The sequence below is a fragment of the Nonomuraea rubra genome, from assembly GCF_014207985.1.
GTDB classification, from domain to species: Bacteria; Actinomycetota; Actinomycetes; order Streptosporangiales; family Streptosporangiaceae; genus Nonomuraea; species Nonomuraea rubra.
In genome coordinates, this window is sequence record NZ_JACHMI010000001.1 from 4,501,560 (window position 1) to 4,515,361 (window position 13,802).

Below are 13,802 nucleotides of genomic sequence, written 5' to 3' on the forward strand. Positions count from 1 at the left end.
ATCAGGCGCTGATGTCGAGGGATTCCGGCTCGCGGGCCATGGCCTCGGTGATCGCGTTGGCCAGCTTGAGCTCCTGCACCAGGTAGGCCCGCACCGTCACCGGCCGGGGCCGGTCCAGGATCTCCGGCCGGATCCGGTCGCCCTCCCGGATGTCGTTGAAGGAGAGGTCGATGGTGGTGCCGTAGTGCCGCCACCCGACCTCGGCCAGCAGGCACTCCTCGGAGTGCCTGTGGCCGGTCAGGGCGAGCTCGATCTCCTCGGCCTCTGTGATCACCGACAGGATTTTATGATCTGTCGGGCGGCGCGACGCCGGCCGCACGCCTGCGATCGGTCACTCCGACAGGGCCGTGCGCAGCTTGGTGAGGACCGCGCGCAGGATGCGGGAGACGTGCATCTGCGAGATGCCGAACTCCTGGGCGATCTCCGACTGGGTCATGTTCCCGTAGAACCGCATCAGCAGGATGTTCTTCTCGCGCGGCGGCAGGGCGTCGATGAGCGGCTTGACCGCGTGCCGGTCGACCAGCGTGTCGAGCGAGGCGTCCTGGTCGGCCACGAAGTCGCTCAGCTCGGCGGCGTCCTCGTCGCCGCTGCTGACCGGGGCGTCCAGCGACAGCGTGCTGTAGGCGGTGGAGGCTTCCAGAGCGAGCAGGACGTCCTCCTCGGAGATGCCCATCTTCGCGGCCAGCTCGGCCACGGTCGGCGCGTGGCCCAGCTCCTGGGTGAGCTCGGCGGTGGCCTTGTTGAGCTCGATGCGCCGCTCCTGGTAGAGGCGCGGCACCCGGATGGCCCAGGTGCGGTCGCGGAAGTGCCGCTTGACCTCGCCCATCATGGTGATCATCGCGTATCCCCTGAACTCGTGCCCGAGCTCGGGGTCGAAGCCGTTGACGGCCTTCATCAGCCCGACGTACGCGGCCTGGCGCAGGTCCTCCATGGGCTCGCCCCGGAACCGGTAGCGGCGGGTGACCTCGCTCACCAGCCCTTCGTGCATCTCCACCAGGCGCTCGCGCACGCGTACGGCCCGCATCTCCGTGATCTGCGGATCGGCGAGCTCGGCCAGCAGTTCCTCGGCGGTGAGCTGTTCGAAGGCGAGGTTCAGGACAGGCATGTTGCTGCTCCAAAAGGTGCCAGCGGCTCTGCCCATGACGAGAAGCCCAGGCAGAGGCACGCTCCGGTGATTCGCGTGAGCTGAAGCCCTCTGCTGGACTTCGAGATCGAAAATGCCCGTAAATTGCGGACCATCACCTGTTCTAGGTCACGAAAAGATTACAACCGCCCGAGATTGACACCACCTCCCCCATGTGATCATTTGAACGGATGGGGGAGACGGGGACGGCGGGCGAGGGCTCACCGTGTTAGAGGCGCACAGCGGGCAACGGCTCTGGACCCGCGGTTTCACCCTGTTCTTCGCGGCCCGCAGCACGTCCCTGCTGGGCGACCACATGCTGCCCGTCGTCATCTCCGCCGCGATGATCCACGGCGGGTACGGCCTCAGCGGCGTCGGCTACGCGCTGGCCGCCCACCTGGCTCCCTTCGCCGTTCTGATGATCTTCGGTGGCGTGCTGTCGGACCGGTTCGGCGCGCGGCGCATGATGATCCTCTCCGACGTCGTTCGCCTGGTCTTCCAGTCGCTGCTCGCCCTGCTGTTCGCCCTGGGCGCGCCCGAGCTGTGGCAGGTGCTCGTGCTGCTGGCGCTGGTCGGCGCGGGCGGCGCCACCTTCCAGCCCGGGGTCGCCAGCATCACCCCGCAGATCGCCCGGGACGTGCAGCGGGGCAACGCCACGCTGCGCGTCTCCGAGTCGATCATGAGCGTGCTCGCGCCCTCCCTGGCGGGCGTGCTCCTGGCCGTCTCCGCGCCGTGGACGGTCTTCGCGATCGACGCGGCCACGTTCGCGGTCAGCGGCGCCTGCCTGTTCCTCCTCCGCCTCCCGGCGGGCGGGACGCGGGCGGAGGGCTCGACCTTCCGGCGCGACCTGGTGGTGGGGTGGCGGGAGTTCAGCTCCAGGACGTGGCTGTGGGGCGTGATCGTGATCTGGTTCGTCTGGCAGGTCAGCTCGTCGGGCCCGACGCTGACCCTGGGCCACAGCACGATCATCACCCTGTACGGCGCGTCCGCGCTCGGCCTCATCATGTCCGCGCTGGGCGTCGGGAACCTGCTCGGCGGGCTCGCCGCGATGCGGATCAGGCCGCGGCACCCCCTCCGGGCCGGCGCCATCGCCCTGACGTGCGCCACCCTCATGCCGCTCGGCGTGGCGCTCGGCTGGCCCCCCGCCGCGCTGGCCGCCTGCTACGCGATCGGCGGCCTGGGCATGACGTTCTGGGTGGTCATGTTCCACACGAGCGTGCAGACCCACGTCCCCCAGGAGCTGCTCGGGCGCGTGCACGCCTATGACGCGGCCGGCTCGCTCGTCATGAAACCCGTCGGCCAGGCGCTGGCGGGACCCCTCGCGCTGCTGCTGGGCACGGTGCCGCTGCTGTTCGCGGCCTCGGCGATGGTCCTGGTCGTCGCCGGCCTGCTGCTCGCCGTCCCCGCCATCCGGGGGCTCGCGCGCGCCGATCAGTGAGACCCGCACCGCGTTACTTCGGGCCGCAGACCCCCAGGGCCTTGCCGATCAGCGACGGGTCCTCGGCGGTGTCCAGGAGGGCCATCGCGTAGTCGGCGCGTGACAGCTGCATGGCCCCGCCCGTGGCGTTGGCCTCGAAGTCGACGTGCACCCGCCCCGCCCCCGGCTTGTCGGTCAGCATCGTGCCCCGGGCGACGCTCCAGTCGAGGTCGCTGACCTGCAGCATGCCCTCGGCCCTGGCCAGGTCCACGTACGCCTCGCGGAAGAACAGCCAGGCCAGGGTGACCGGCAGGCGCGGGCGGGTGGCGGGGACCGAGCGGCTGCTGGTCATCACCACCCGCCGCACGCCGCTCTCGCGCATCGCGGCGATGAGGGTGCGGGCGATCTCGCTGCCGCCGACCGCGGCGATGACGGCGTCCTGGCCGTGCACCGCCGTACGGACGGCGGCCAGGTCGCGGGCGTCGCCCTGGTGCACGGCGGCCAGGCCGTCGCGGCCGGCGAGGAGCTCGGGGCGGCGGGCGAACGCGGTGATCTCGTGGCCGCGCTGGACACCCTGCGCGAGCACGTGCCGGCCGGTGCGGCCGGTCGAGCCGATGACCAAGATCTTCATGGTGATGTCTCCTTCTATATTGCAGTCTGCACTATAGCGAGGTGCCTTTCCGTGTCTACTCCGCTATAGTGCGAATTGCAATATGGAAGGGAGATTCATGGCGCGGCGTCCTGACCTGGTCGGTCTCACCGTGCTGGCCATGCTGTCGGTACGTGCCAGCCACCCGTACGAGCTGCACCGCTTCATCGTCGACACGCACAAGGACTACGTGACGGGGCTGCCCAGAAGCCTCTACCACGCGGTCGAGAGGCTGGCGGCCGAGGAGCTGATCGTGCCGGTCGAGACCAGCAGGGAGGGCCGCCGCCCGGAGCGCACCGTCTACGAGATCACCGACGAGGGCCTCCGGGAGCTGGCGACCAGGCTCCGCACGCTGCTGGAGAACCCGGGAGCCGAGCGCCGCACGTTCACCGCCGCCGTCTCCCTGATGGGCGTCCTGCCGGTGCCCGACGCGCTGCGGGCGCTGCGCACCAGGGCCGCGTCCATCGAAGGGTCGCTGGCCTCGATGAACGCCCACCTGAAGGCGCTGAAGGACGGCGGCCTGCCCGACGTCCTGATGATCGAGGTCGACTACGAACGGGCCCTGAGCGAGACCGAGCTGGCCTGGCTCAGGGACCTCATCGCCCGGCTGGAGTCGGGCGAGCTCGACTGGCCGAGCACCGTCAGACGGGAGCTCCTGGAAGGGGTGCTCGGCGAGCCCTGAGGTAAGAGCGGCTGCCAGGGTGCGCCAACACCCTGGCAGCCGGACATCCGAGAACAAGGCGCCTGCCCTGCCTGGAGTCGCACACCTCAGGATAGGCGCCGCGAGCACGAGGAGTTGCGCCATGTCCGAGATCCCCGCGTCCGAGGTCGCCGACCTGCTCGCCGGCCTCGCCGAAGCGTGGAACAGCGGCGATGCCGCCGCCTACGCCGCCGTCTTCACCGAGGACGCCGACTACATCACCTTCGACGGCACCCACACCCGCGGACGGGAGGCCATCGAGTCCATGCACCGCCGGCTCTTCGAGGGCCCGCTCAACGGCTCCACCATGTCCACCGGCGGCGAGTACACGGTCAAGCCGCTGGCCGACGGCGCCGTCCTGGTGGTTGTCGCCGGCGGCACCGCGGTGGACGGCCTGCAACGCGCCTCCACCGTCTCCTTCACCGCCGTCCGCACGCCCGGGGGCTGGCGCTTCGCCTCCTTCCAGAACACCCGGGTGGCGTCATGAGGAAGCTGATCACCGAGGTGGCCGGGGTCGTCGAGGCGCCCGCCTCCCGGGTGTGGGATGCCCTCGCCGAGGAACTGCTGCCCGACGGCCGCCGCTCCGGCCGGTTCACCGTGGAGGACGCGCCCGGGCACACCTCCACCGTGGAGGTGGCCGGTCACACCATCGCCATCCAGGGCGGATGGTGGTATCGCGGAGAGTGGAGCGTCGAGCCGCATCCTCAGGGGGCGCTGCTGGTGCACCGGGTGTTCAACGTGGCGCAGTGGCTGCGGTGGGCGGTGCCGCTGGCGAACCGGTTCTTCGCGGGGTTCGCCGAGACCACGCGGAAGGCGTTCACGGAACTGCTCACGAACGTGGGCCGCCGCGCTCGGGCGACGACCCGTCCGGCCTGAGGCCGCCGCGAGGGGTGTCGTCCGGGGTGAGGGCCTGCCCTCGCGTGCATGCTCGCGCGAGGGCGTCGGCCACCTCCGCCGCCGCGGCGAAGCACCCGTGGAGCGAGCCGCCGTTGTCCCCCGCGTCCCCGAGCACGTGCACCCCCAGGCGGGGCCGCCGGTCCGCGAGCAGGTCGGCGAGCAGCCCGGGACGCGGGACGACACCGTGGGAGACCAGCAGCGGGCCCGGCGCGGGCAGCCATTCCGCCTGGCCACCGGAGCGTACGAGCAGGCGGTCGGGCTCGATGGCCGAGACCGTGGACTCCAGCAGGATGCGGACCTTCGGGTTCTCCATGAGCCGCGGCACCATGAGGATCTTGGCGCGGCGGCCGACGTCCGGGGCGAGGGCCGGCTGCGGGCCGAGGAGCAGCACCTCCGCCCCCTCGGCGGCGAGGTGGTCGGCCACGGCCACGCCCTCGCGGTCGGCGCCCCATATGACGCAGGAACTCGGGACGTCCTGGCCGAGGGCGAGCCAGTCGCGCACGTCGAGGACGTGCGGCAGGCCCACGCCGGGAACGTCGGGCAGGCGGCCGGTGCCGCCGGTGGCCAGCACGATGGCGTCCGCCTCGTGCCGCGCCAGCTCCTCGCGGGTGGCGGTGGTGCCGGTACGCACGCTCACCCCGAGCCGGTCCAGCTCGGCGGCCCACCACCGCAGCAGGCGGCGATGCTCCGGGTACGCGCGCAGCCGCCCGGCGAGCGCGACCAGCCCGCCGACGTGCTCCTCACGCTCCAGCACCTGAACGCGCCGCCCCTGCTCGGCCAGCAGCCGCGCCACCTCAAGCCCGGCCGGCCCCGCCCCCACCACCAGCACCGCCCCCGGCCCCGCAGGCGTGACGGGCGCCGCGCCGTGCTTCGCGAGTGCGTCCGGCACCGCGCCCCGGCCCGCGGGCGCAGGCGCCGGGATCAGGTGCTCGCGCCCAGCCCCCGGGTTGACCGTGCAAGGGATCGGCTCGCCGCTGCCGAGCCGGTCGATGCAGTAGTTGCACGCGATGCACGGCCGATACCCCCGCCCGGCGAGGGCGTGACGGGGAAAGTCGGGATCGGCGTGGAGGGCGCGGGCCAGGGAGACGAAGTCGGCCAGGCCGCCCGCCACGATGGCCTCGGCGCTCTCCGCGGTGTTGATCCGCCCGGCGACCCCCACCGGCAGCCCCAGCTCCCGGTACCGCCCGGCGTACGGGGCGAGCAGGCCCGGCTCCCATTCGGCGGGCTGGATGCTCCACTGCCCCGCCTCGTACGACCCGGCCGACACGTCGAGGAAGTCCAGCAGGTCCAGCCGGGCGCGAGAGACCAGCTCGAACGTGCGCTCCGCGGTCAGCCCGCCCTCGAACCCCTCGTGCGCGGACAGCCGCAGCCCCACGGCCACGCCGGGACCGGCCTGCTCGCGGACCGCCTCGACGACCAGGCCGAGGAAGCGGAGGGGGTCGGCGAACTCGTCGGTACGCAGGTTGAACGCGGGGGAGAGGAACTGGTGCACGAGATACCCGTGCGCCCCGTGGATCGAGATCACGTCCACCCCCGCCTCGCGGCAGCGGCGTGCGGCCTCCCCGTAGGCGGCGGCCAGCTCGTACACCTCGGCGGCCGGCGCCTCCCGGGGCGGCTCGCCGCCGGCCGGCAGGCACGGGACGGGGGAGGGGGCGACCGGCTGGAAGCCGCTGACCGCGCTCTGGGCGGTGCGGCCGCCGTGGTTGAGCTCCACGCCGAGCAGGGCGCCGCCGTCGTGCACGGCCGAGGCCAGCCGGGCGAGCCCGGGGACGCGCGCGTCGGTGTCCGCGCCGAGCTGCCGCAGCCGTCCCTTGCCGTCCGCGCGGACGTAGGCGGCCTCGGCGAACACCAGCGCCGCGCCGCCCCGCGCCCGCCGGGCGAGGTAGGCGGTGTAGCGGTCGGTGACGGTGCCGTCGAGCTCGCAGTAGTTGCGCTCCATCGGGGCCGCGACGAACCGGTTGCGCAGCCGTACGGGACCCAGGGCCAGAGGGCGGCCCACGGCCGGCCCGCCCTCACTCACCAGTGACAACCGAGCTCCGTCCTGGAAGTACGGACTAGATAGTCCACAAGGCTCCACGGGCGGCGCCGTGAAGTCAAGAGTCACGTCTAGCCAGCTAACTCACTAGTACGTACATTAAGAAAACCGCAGCACCTGCTTGAAAGGACGACGTGATGGACTCATTCCTGGTCGGGCTGATCGGCTCGGGCATCGGGCCCTCCTGGAGCCCGCCGCTGCACGAGCAGGAGGCCGTGCACCACGGGCTGCACTACGTCTACCGGCTGCTGGACACCGACCGGGTGGGCGGCGAGGTGGGCGAGCTGGTCCGCACGGCGCGCAGGTTCGGCTACGACGGGCTCAACATCACCCACCCCTGCAAGCAGGCCGTCATCCCGCACCTGGACGAGCTGTCACCGGATGCCCGCATGCTCGGCGCGGTCAACACCGTGGTGTTCGACGGCGAGCGCGCCATCGGCCACAACACGGACTGGACGGGCTTCGCCGAGTCGTTCGCGCGCGGCCTGCCGGACGTGCCCACCAGGAGGATCGTGCAGCTCGGCGCCGGAGGCGCGGGAGCCGCGGTCGCGCACGCGCTGCTCACGATGGGCGCCGACCGGATCACCCTGGTCGACGCGGACCCGGCGCGGGCGGGCGCGCTGGCAGGCGAGCTGTCGGCCCGTTTCGGCGCGGGACGGGCCCGCCCCGCGGACGCGGCCGAGCTGCCCGGTCTGCTGGCCGGGGCCGAGGGGCTGGTGCACGCGACCCCGACCGGCATGGCCCACCATCCGGGTCTGCCGCTGCCGGCCGAGCTGCTCCATCCCGGCCTGTGGGTGGCCGACATCGTCTACCGGCCGCTGGAGACGGAGCTGCTCAAGCAGGCGCGGGCGATCGGCTGCCGGACGCTGGACGGCGGCGGCATGGTCGTCTTCCAGGCCGCGCACGCGTTCAGGCTGTTCACCGGCCGCGAGCCGGACGCCGAGCGGATGTTCGCCCACCTGACCGATCTCATCGCTGTCTGAACCCGTCTACAGGAGGAATCGTGCGCAAGTCCATCGCCACCGTGTCGGTGAGCGGCACGCTCACGGAGAAGCTGGAGGCGATCGCCGCCGCCGGGTTCGACGGGGTGGAGATCTTCGAGAACGACCTGCTGGCCTGCCCCCTGTCGCCGGAGGAGGTCCGGGCCAGGGCCGCCGACCTCGGCCTCGGCATCGACCTCTACCAGCCCTTCCGCGACTTCGAGGCGGTGCCGGCCGACGTGCTCGCGGGCAGCCTGCGCCGGGCCGAGCGCAAGTTCCAGGTGATGCGGCGGCTCGGCGCGGACCTGCTGCTGGTCTGCTCGAACGTCTCGCCGGCCGCGATCGGCGACGACGAGCTGGCCGCCGAGCAGCTCCGGCTGCTGGCCGAGCGGGCCGCCGAGTACGGCGTCCGCATCGCCTACGAGGCGCTGGCCTGGGGCCGGCACGTCAACGAGTACCTGCACGCCTGGCGCGTCGTGCGCATGGCCGACCACCCGAACCTGGGCACCTGCCTGGACAGCTTCCACATCCTGTCGCGCGGCTCCGACCCGATCGGCATCGAGGCCATCCCGGGCGAGAAGATCTTCTTCCTGCAGCTCGCCGACGCGCCGCTGCTGGCCATGGACGTGCTGCAGTGGAGCCGCCACTACCGCTGCTTCCCCGGGCAGGGCAACTTCGACCTGGCCGGGCTGACCGCCAGCGTGCTGCGCACGGGCTACGCGGGGCCGCTGTCGCTGGAGGTGTTCAACGACGTCTTCCGCCAGGCGTCCACCGAACGCACCGCGCTGGACGGCATGCGCTCGCTCATCGCGCTGGAGCAGAGCCTGGACGGCCTGAGCCATCCGGCCGTGCCCGCCGGCTTCGCCTTCGCCGAGCTGGCCGACACCGGCACCCTCGGCGGGCTGCTGACCGCGCTCGGCTTCGCCAGGACGGGCGTGCACGCGAGCAAGCCGGTCGAGCTGTGGTCGCAGGGCGAGGCCAGGCTCCTGCTCAACGCCCGCGACCAGGTGGCGGACCCGGCCCTGGTCGCGATCGGCCTGGACAGCCCGGACCCCGGCGGTGCCGTCAAGCACGCCGGCGCGCTGCTGTCGCCCGTCCTGCCCCGCGAGCGGGCCCCCGAGGACGCCCCGCTGGACGCGATCGCCGCCCCTGACGGCACCGAGATCTTCTTCTGCGACACCGCCTGGCTCGCCGACTTCGGCCCCGGCGCCGCCATTCCAGGCCGGATCACCCACATCGACCACGTGGCGCTCACCCAGCCGCTGCACTACTTCGACGAGGCCGCCCTGTTCTACCGCAGCGTGCTCGGCCTGCGCCCGCAGGAGAGCCTGGAGCTGCCGGACCCGTACGGCCTGCTGCGCAGCAAGGCCATGTCGGCCCCCGACGGCGCGGTGCGCATGGTGGTGAACATCGCCCACGTCGGCGCCGGCCAGCAGCCCTGGCAGCACCTCGCGCTGGCCTGCGACGACGTCGTGGCGGTGGCCCGCAGGCTCCGGGCCGAGCACCCCGACCTGCTGCTGCCCATCCCGGACAACTACTACGACGACCTGGAGGCCCGCTACGAGGTCGATCCCGAGCTGCGCCGGCTCGGCGTGCTCTACGACCGCGACGGCGCCGGCGGCGAGTTCCTGCACCTGTACACGGTCACCGCGGGCCGGGTGTTCTTCGAGCTCGTCCAGCGCCTCGGCGGTTACCAGGGGTACGGGGCCGGCAACGCCCCCATCCGGCTCGCCGTGCAGCACGCGGGTGCTTAATCCTGCGGCAACACCCTTGTAATGTACGAACCAGTGAGTTAGTTTCCTGTAACCGCACTACCCCCCGACGTCACCCTGAGGAGCAAATTGTGACGGTGCAGGGCAAACCGCGTAAAGCGGCCATTGCTGCCTGGATAGGCAGTGCTTTGGAGTATTACGACTTCTTCATCTACGGCACGGCCGCCGCGCTGGTCTTCAACAAGATTTTCTTCCCGTCCTCCTCACCTGCAACGGGGACGCTGCTCGCGCTGGCCACGTTCGGCGTCGGCTACCTCGCCAGGCCCGTGGGCGCGTTCGTGCTCGGGCACATCGGTGACAAGTTCGGCCGCAAACGGGTGCTGGTCACCACGCTGCTGATGATGGGCGGCTCCACGTTCCTGGTCGGCTGCCTGCCCACCTACGACCAGATCGGCGTGGCGGCGCCGGTCCTGCTCGTGCTGCTCCGCCTGATGCAGGGCTTCTCCGTCTCGGGCGAGCAGGCCGGCGCCAACTCCATGACGCTGGAGCACGCCCCCGAGGACCGGCGCGCCTACTACACCAGCTTCACCCTCAACGGCACCCAGGCCGGCCAGATCATCGCCACCGCGATCTTCCTGCCCATCGCCGCCCTGCCCGAGGAGCAGCTGCTGAGCTGGGGCTGGCGGGTGCCGTTCTGGCTGAGCGTCATCGTGGCCGTGGCCGGCGTCGTCATCCGCCGCACGCTGGAGGAGACCCCCGCCTTCGAGCAGGAGGTCGCCACCAACACCGTCGCGAAGATGCCCCTCGCGGTGCTCTTCCGCGAGCAGTGGCGGGACGTGCTGCGCGTCGTCGTCGCCGCGGTCATCGCCTCGGTCAGCACGATCTTCACCGTGCACGCCCTGTCGTACGCGGTCAACACGATGGGCCTGGAGCGCAGCCCGATGCTCTGGGTCGGCGTGCTGGCCAACGTCGCCGCCGTCATCACGATCCCGCTGTGGGGCAGGCTGTCGGACCGGGTCGGCCGCAAGCCGGTCTTCGTCGGCGGCTCGCTCGGCTGCGCGGTCCTCATGTTCGCCTACCTGTGGTCGATCTCCGCCGGCGACTACGTCCTGATCTTCCTGTCCGGCATCCTGATGTTCGGCGTCGTGCACAGCGCCACCAGCGCCGTGTGGCCCTCCTTCTACGGCGAGATGTTCACCACCCGCGTCCGCCTGTCCGGCATGGCGATCGGCACCCAGATCGGCTTCGCCATCGCCGGGTTCGCGCCCACCGTGGCCACCGCCGTGGCCGGCACCGGCCCCGGGAGCTGGCTCGGCGTCTCGGTCATCACCGCGGTCGTCTGCCTGATCAACGTGGCCGCCGTCGCGACCGCCAGGGAGACCTACCAGGTGCCGACCGACCAGCTCGGGCTCAGGCCGCTCACCGGCCGGGTGAAGGTGTGAGCACGCACCCCCAGTACACCGTCTACGCCGTGCGCTACGCGCAGCGCGACGCCCGGCGCGGCGAGCACTTCCACGGCTACGAGCCCGGCGGGGAGAGCTCCCACCCCACCGCCTACTACGTCTGGGCGGCCGTCTCCGGCGAGCACACGGTCGTCGTCGACACCGGCATCGCGCCGGGGCGGGCGGCCCGCGTCCAGGGCCTCGACTACCGCTGCTCACCCGTCGAGGCCCTGGCCGAGCTGGGCATCGCCGCCGAGTCGGTCGATCACGTGGTGCTCACCCACCTGCACTACGACCACACCGGCACCGCCCGCGACTTCCCGCGCGCCCGGTACGTCGTGCAGCGGGCCGAGCTGGACTACTGGACCGGCCCCTGGGCGGAGCGCATCACCCGCGAGCGCTGGCTGCTCGACGACGGCGACCTCGCCCACCTGACCGCCGCCGTGAAGGACGGGCGGGCGCTCGTGCCGGACGGCGACGCGGCCCTGCTGCCCGGCCTCAGCGTGCACCTCGTCGGCGGGCACACCGCCGGCATGCAGGTGGTACGCGTCGAGACGGCCCGCGGCCCCGTGGTGCTCGCCTCCGACGCCAGCCACTTCTACGAGAACATCGAGAGCGACCGCCCCTTCCCGATCCTGCACAGCATGACCGGCATGTACGGCGCCTTCGACCGCATCAAGGAGCTGGCCGGCGGCCCCGGGCTGGTGGTCGCCGGCCATGACCCGCTGGTGCTCGAACGGTTCCCGCTCCGCACCCCCGACGTCGCGGTGATCAGCCCGTGACCTCGATCTTGCCGGTGGGCCTCGGGCTGTAGGAGTCGTTGAAGAAGTACTCGCCCGGCTTCGTGAACGTGTACTGGAAGGACTCGCCCGGCTTCAGCCTGACGTCGAACAGGCCCTCGAAGAACTGGGTGGCGCCGTGCACGTGCACGTTGCCGGGCGGGTTGACGAACGTGACCGTGGTGCCCACCGGCACCCGCAGGTGGGTGGGGGCCATGGCGTTCACCGCCGTGGACTCCACCGTGCCGACCTGCCCGTCGGTGTAGACGCGGGCGAGCACGACCGTGTTGTTCACCGTGGCGCCGTCCACCGGCTGGCCGGAGACCGGGCGGCGGACCACCGGCGGCGGCGGGGCCGGCGCGGGGGACACGGTGCCGCCGAGCTTGAAGGCCCACAGGTGGTCGCCGCGCGGCGCCGAGTTGCCGTACGGGATGCCGGTGCCGCCCGCGTAGACCGCGACGTACTGCTCGCCGTCGATCTCGTAGGCGATGGGGCTGCTGCTGACGCCGGCGCCCGTCTGCCAGCGCCACAGCTCGCGCCCGTCACGCGCGTCCAGGCAGAGCAGGTTGCCGTCCGGCTGGCCGATGAACAGCAGGTCGGAGGCGGTGGTCAGGATGCCGTTGCCGTGGGCCAGCGAGTACGGCAGGTTCCGCTTCCACCGCACCCGGTTCGTCGAGGGGTCCACGGCCACCACGCCGCCCGTCATGTACTCGCCGGGCGGGCGCAGCCCGTTGGACGACTCGGTCAGGGAGTGGGCGGCGGCCACGTAGCCGAAGCCCGTGTACACCAGGCGGGTGCTGTGGCTGTAGGACTGGTGGTTCCAGTCGGCGCCGCCGCCGTGTCCCGGGATGGTGAGGATCGGCTCGTCCCAGTGCGGCGTGTAGAGCGAGCCGATGGTGTAGTTCGGCACGGCCCGGTGCGGCAGGCCGGGCACCTCGGTGCCCAGCGGCTGCGCCACCGGGCGCAGCTCGGTCCAGCCGCCCTGGCGCGGGAACGGCTGCGTCGGCCACGTCTTCTGCCGGGGCTCCTGCGGCACGGGCAGCTCGTCGATGCCCAGCGGGGCCGAGCCGTCGGCGCGGTCGAGGATGTAGTACATGCCGGTCTTGCTGCCGTACACGACCAGCTTGCGCAGCCGGCCGCGCACGCGGGCGTCCACCAGCACGGGCGCCATCACGTTGTCCATGTCCCAGATGTCGTGGTGGATGGACTGGAAGTGCCACCGGTAGGCGCCGGTCTTCAGGTCCATGGCCACGATCGAGTTGGCGAACAGGTTCTGGCCGCCGCGCTCCGAGCCGTCCTGCGAGGACTTGCTTCCCCTGGCGTTGCCGAACGTCCAGTAGACCAGCCCCAGCTCCGGGTCGATCGCGCAGTGCATCCACGGCGTGGCCCCGCCGACCTGCCAGGAGTCGCCCTCCCAGGTGCCGCCGCCGATCTCGCCGGGGGCGGCCGTGCCCCAGAAGTGCCACGCCAGGTCGCCGGTCGCGGCGTCGAAGGCCAGCGCGGCGCCGCGCGGGCCGTCGTTGGTGCCGCAGTAGAGCATGCCGTCGTGGTAGGTGACGGCGACCTTCTCCAGGTTGCCGTACCCGTTGTGCTGCCGCTCCCAGAGCACCTGCCCGGTGCGCTGGTCGAGGGCGATGAGCCAGTTGTCGTTGGCGCAGGTGTAGATCCGGCCGCCGCCGACCCCGACGCCGCGGCGCGTGACCGCGCCGCGCGTCTGCTCGTACTTCCAGATCGTCGCCCCGGTACGGCCGTCCACCGCGACCACGTTGCCCAGGGCCGACTCGATGAACAGGACGCCGTCCACGGCCACGGCGGTGCTCTGGCTGTTGCCCGCCATCAGCCCGCCCTCGATGTTGTTCACCCACGCCGCCCGAAGCCGCCTGACGTTGCCCCGGTGCAGGCCGCGCAGCGCCGTGTAGTTCTGGTTCGCCAGGTTCCCGCCGACCTTCGGGAAGTCCCGGCCGGCGCGCCGGCTGACCGCGGCGGCGGGGCTCTGACCTGCTCCGGCGAGCGCGACAGCCGCGACGGCGCCCGCGAGTAACTCTCTGCGACGGACCATGGACCATCC

13 protein-coding genes are annotated in these 13,802 nt (G+C 72.0%); 8 read left to right on the top strand and 5 right to left on the bottom strand.

Annotation, left to right across the window (positions count from 1 at the left end):
• Position 1 precedes the first annotated feature (1 nt).
• Together HD593_RS20540 and HD593_RS20545 are read right to left on the bottom strand one after the other, a co-directional pair.
• Complete coding sequence (locus HD593_RS20540) at positions 2-274, bottom strand: hypothetical protein (protein WP_185103764.1); 273 nt, start codon at positions 272-274, stop codon at positions 2-4.
• A gap of 57 nt (positions 275-331) precedes the next feature.
• Entirely contained in the window at positions 332-1,105 is a 774-nt protein-coding gene (locus HD593_RS20545; protein WP_185103766.1) for a SigB/SigF/SigG family RNA polymerase sigma factor, read from the bottom strand.
• A 244-nt stretch (positions 1,106-1,349) separates the two neighbouring features.
• Between HD593_RS20545 and HD593_RS20550 the strand changes: the two genes are divergently transcribed.
• A complete protein-coding gene (locus HD593_RS20550; RefSeq protein ID WP_185103768.1) occupies positions 1,350-2,561 on the top strand; it encodes an MFS transporter in 1,212 nt (403 codons plus the stop codon).
• A gap of 13 nt (positions 2,562-2,574) precedes the next feature.
• Here HD593_RS20550 and HD593_RS20555 read toward each other — a convergent pair whose 3' ends face one another.
• The gene (locus HD593_RS20555) at positions 2,575-3,171 is read right to left on the bottom strand and encodes an NAD(P)-dependent oxidoreductase (RefSeq protein WP_185103770.1); all 597 of its coding nucleotides are present in this window, start codon (positions 3,169-3,171) and stop codon (positions 2,575-2,577) included.
• Between the two features lie 97 nt (positions 3,172-3,268).
• On the opposite strand from HD593_RS20555, the gene HD593_RS20560 reads away from it, so the two are divergent.
• The 3 genes from HD593_RS20560 (at position 3,269) to HD593_RS20570 (ending at position 4,765) form a co-directional block, all read left to right on the top strand.
• The gene (locus tag HD593_RS20560) at positions 3,269-3,871 is read left to right on the top strand and encodes a PadR family transcriptional regulator (protein ID WP_185103772.1); all 603 of its coding nucleotides are present in this window, start codon (positions 3,269-3,271) and stop codon (positions 3,869-3,871) included.
• Positions 3,872-3,992: 121 nt separating this feature from the next.
• Positions 3,993-4,376: an SgcJ/EcaC family oxidoreductase gene (locus HD593_RS20565; RefSeq protein WP_185103773.1), complete on the top strand. Its 384-nt coding sequence runs from the start codon at positions 3,993-3,995 to the stop codon at positions 4,374-4,376.
• Positions 4,373-4,765: a hypothetical protein gene (locus HD593_RS20570; protein ID WP_185103774.1), complete on the top strand. Its 393-nt coding sequence runs from the start codon at positions 4,373-4,375 to the stop codon at positions 4,763-4,765. The genes HD593_RS20565 and HD593_RS20570 overlap by 4 nt, the downstream gene beginning before the upstream one ends.
• Here the strand turns inward: HD593_RS20570 and HD593_RS20575 are convergent.
• Positions 4,719-6,806, bottom strand: coding sequence for an oxidoreductase (locus HD593_RS20575; RefSeq protein WP_312904443.1), 2,088 nt, complete (start codon positions 6,804-6,806; stop codon positions 4,719-4,721). The two genes, HD593_RS20570 and HD593_RS20575, sit on opposite strands and share 47 nt — an antisense overlap.
• A gap of 152 nt (positions 6,807-6,958) precedes the next feature.
• On the opposite strand from HD593_RS20575, the gene HD593_RS20580 reads away from it, so the two are divergent.
• The 4 genes from HD593_RS20580 (at position 6,959) to HD593_RS20595 (ending at position 11,737) form a co-directional block, all read left to right on the top strand.
• On the top strand, positions 6,959-7,804 hold the full coding sequence (locus tag HD593_RS20580) for a shikimate dehydrogenase (protein ID WP_185103775.1): 846 nt from the start codon (positions 6,959-6,961) through the stop codon (positions 7,802-7,804).
• 20 nt (positions 7,805-7,824) lie between these two features.
• Positions 7,825-9,555, top strand: a complete 1,731-nt coding sequence (locus HD593_RS20585; RefSeq protein WP_185103776.1) for a bifunctional sugar phosphate isomerase/epimerase/4-hydroxyphenylpyruvate dioxygenase family protein — start codon at positions 7,825-7,827, stop codon at positions 9,553-9,555.
• Between the two features lie 95 nt (positions 9,556-9,650).
• Positions 9,651-10,955, top strand: coding sequence for an MFS transporter (locus HD593_RS20590; protein WP_312904444.1), 1,305 nt, complete (start codon positions 9,651-9,653; stop codon positions 10,953-10,955).
• Positions 10,952-11,737 (top strand): N-acyl homoserine lactonase family protein, encoded by a 786-nt coding sequence (locus tag HD593_RS20595; protein WP_185103778.1) that lies wholly within the window; start codon positions 10,952-10,954, stop codon positions 11,735-11,737. Before HD593_RS20590 ends, HD593_RS20595 begins: the two co-directional genes overlap by 4 nt.
• Here HD593_RS20595 and HD593_RS20600 read toward each other — a convergent pair.
• On the bottom strand, positions 11,727-13,793 hold the full coding sequence (locus HD593_RS20600) for an outer membrane protein assembly factor BamB family protein (protein ID WP_185103779.1): 2,067 nt from the start codon (positions 13,791-13,793) through the stop codon (positions 11,727-11,729). The two genes, HD593_RS20595 and HD593_RS20600, sit on opposite strands and share 11 nt — an antisense overlap.
• Positions 13,794-13,802: the final 9 nt, after the last annotated feature.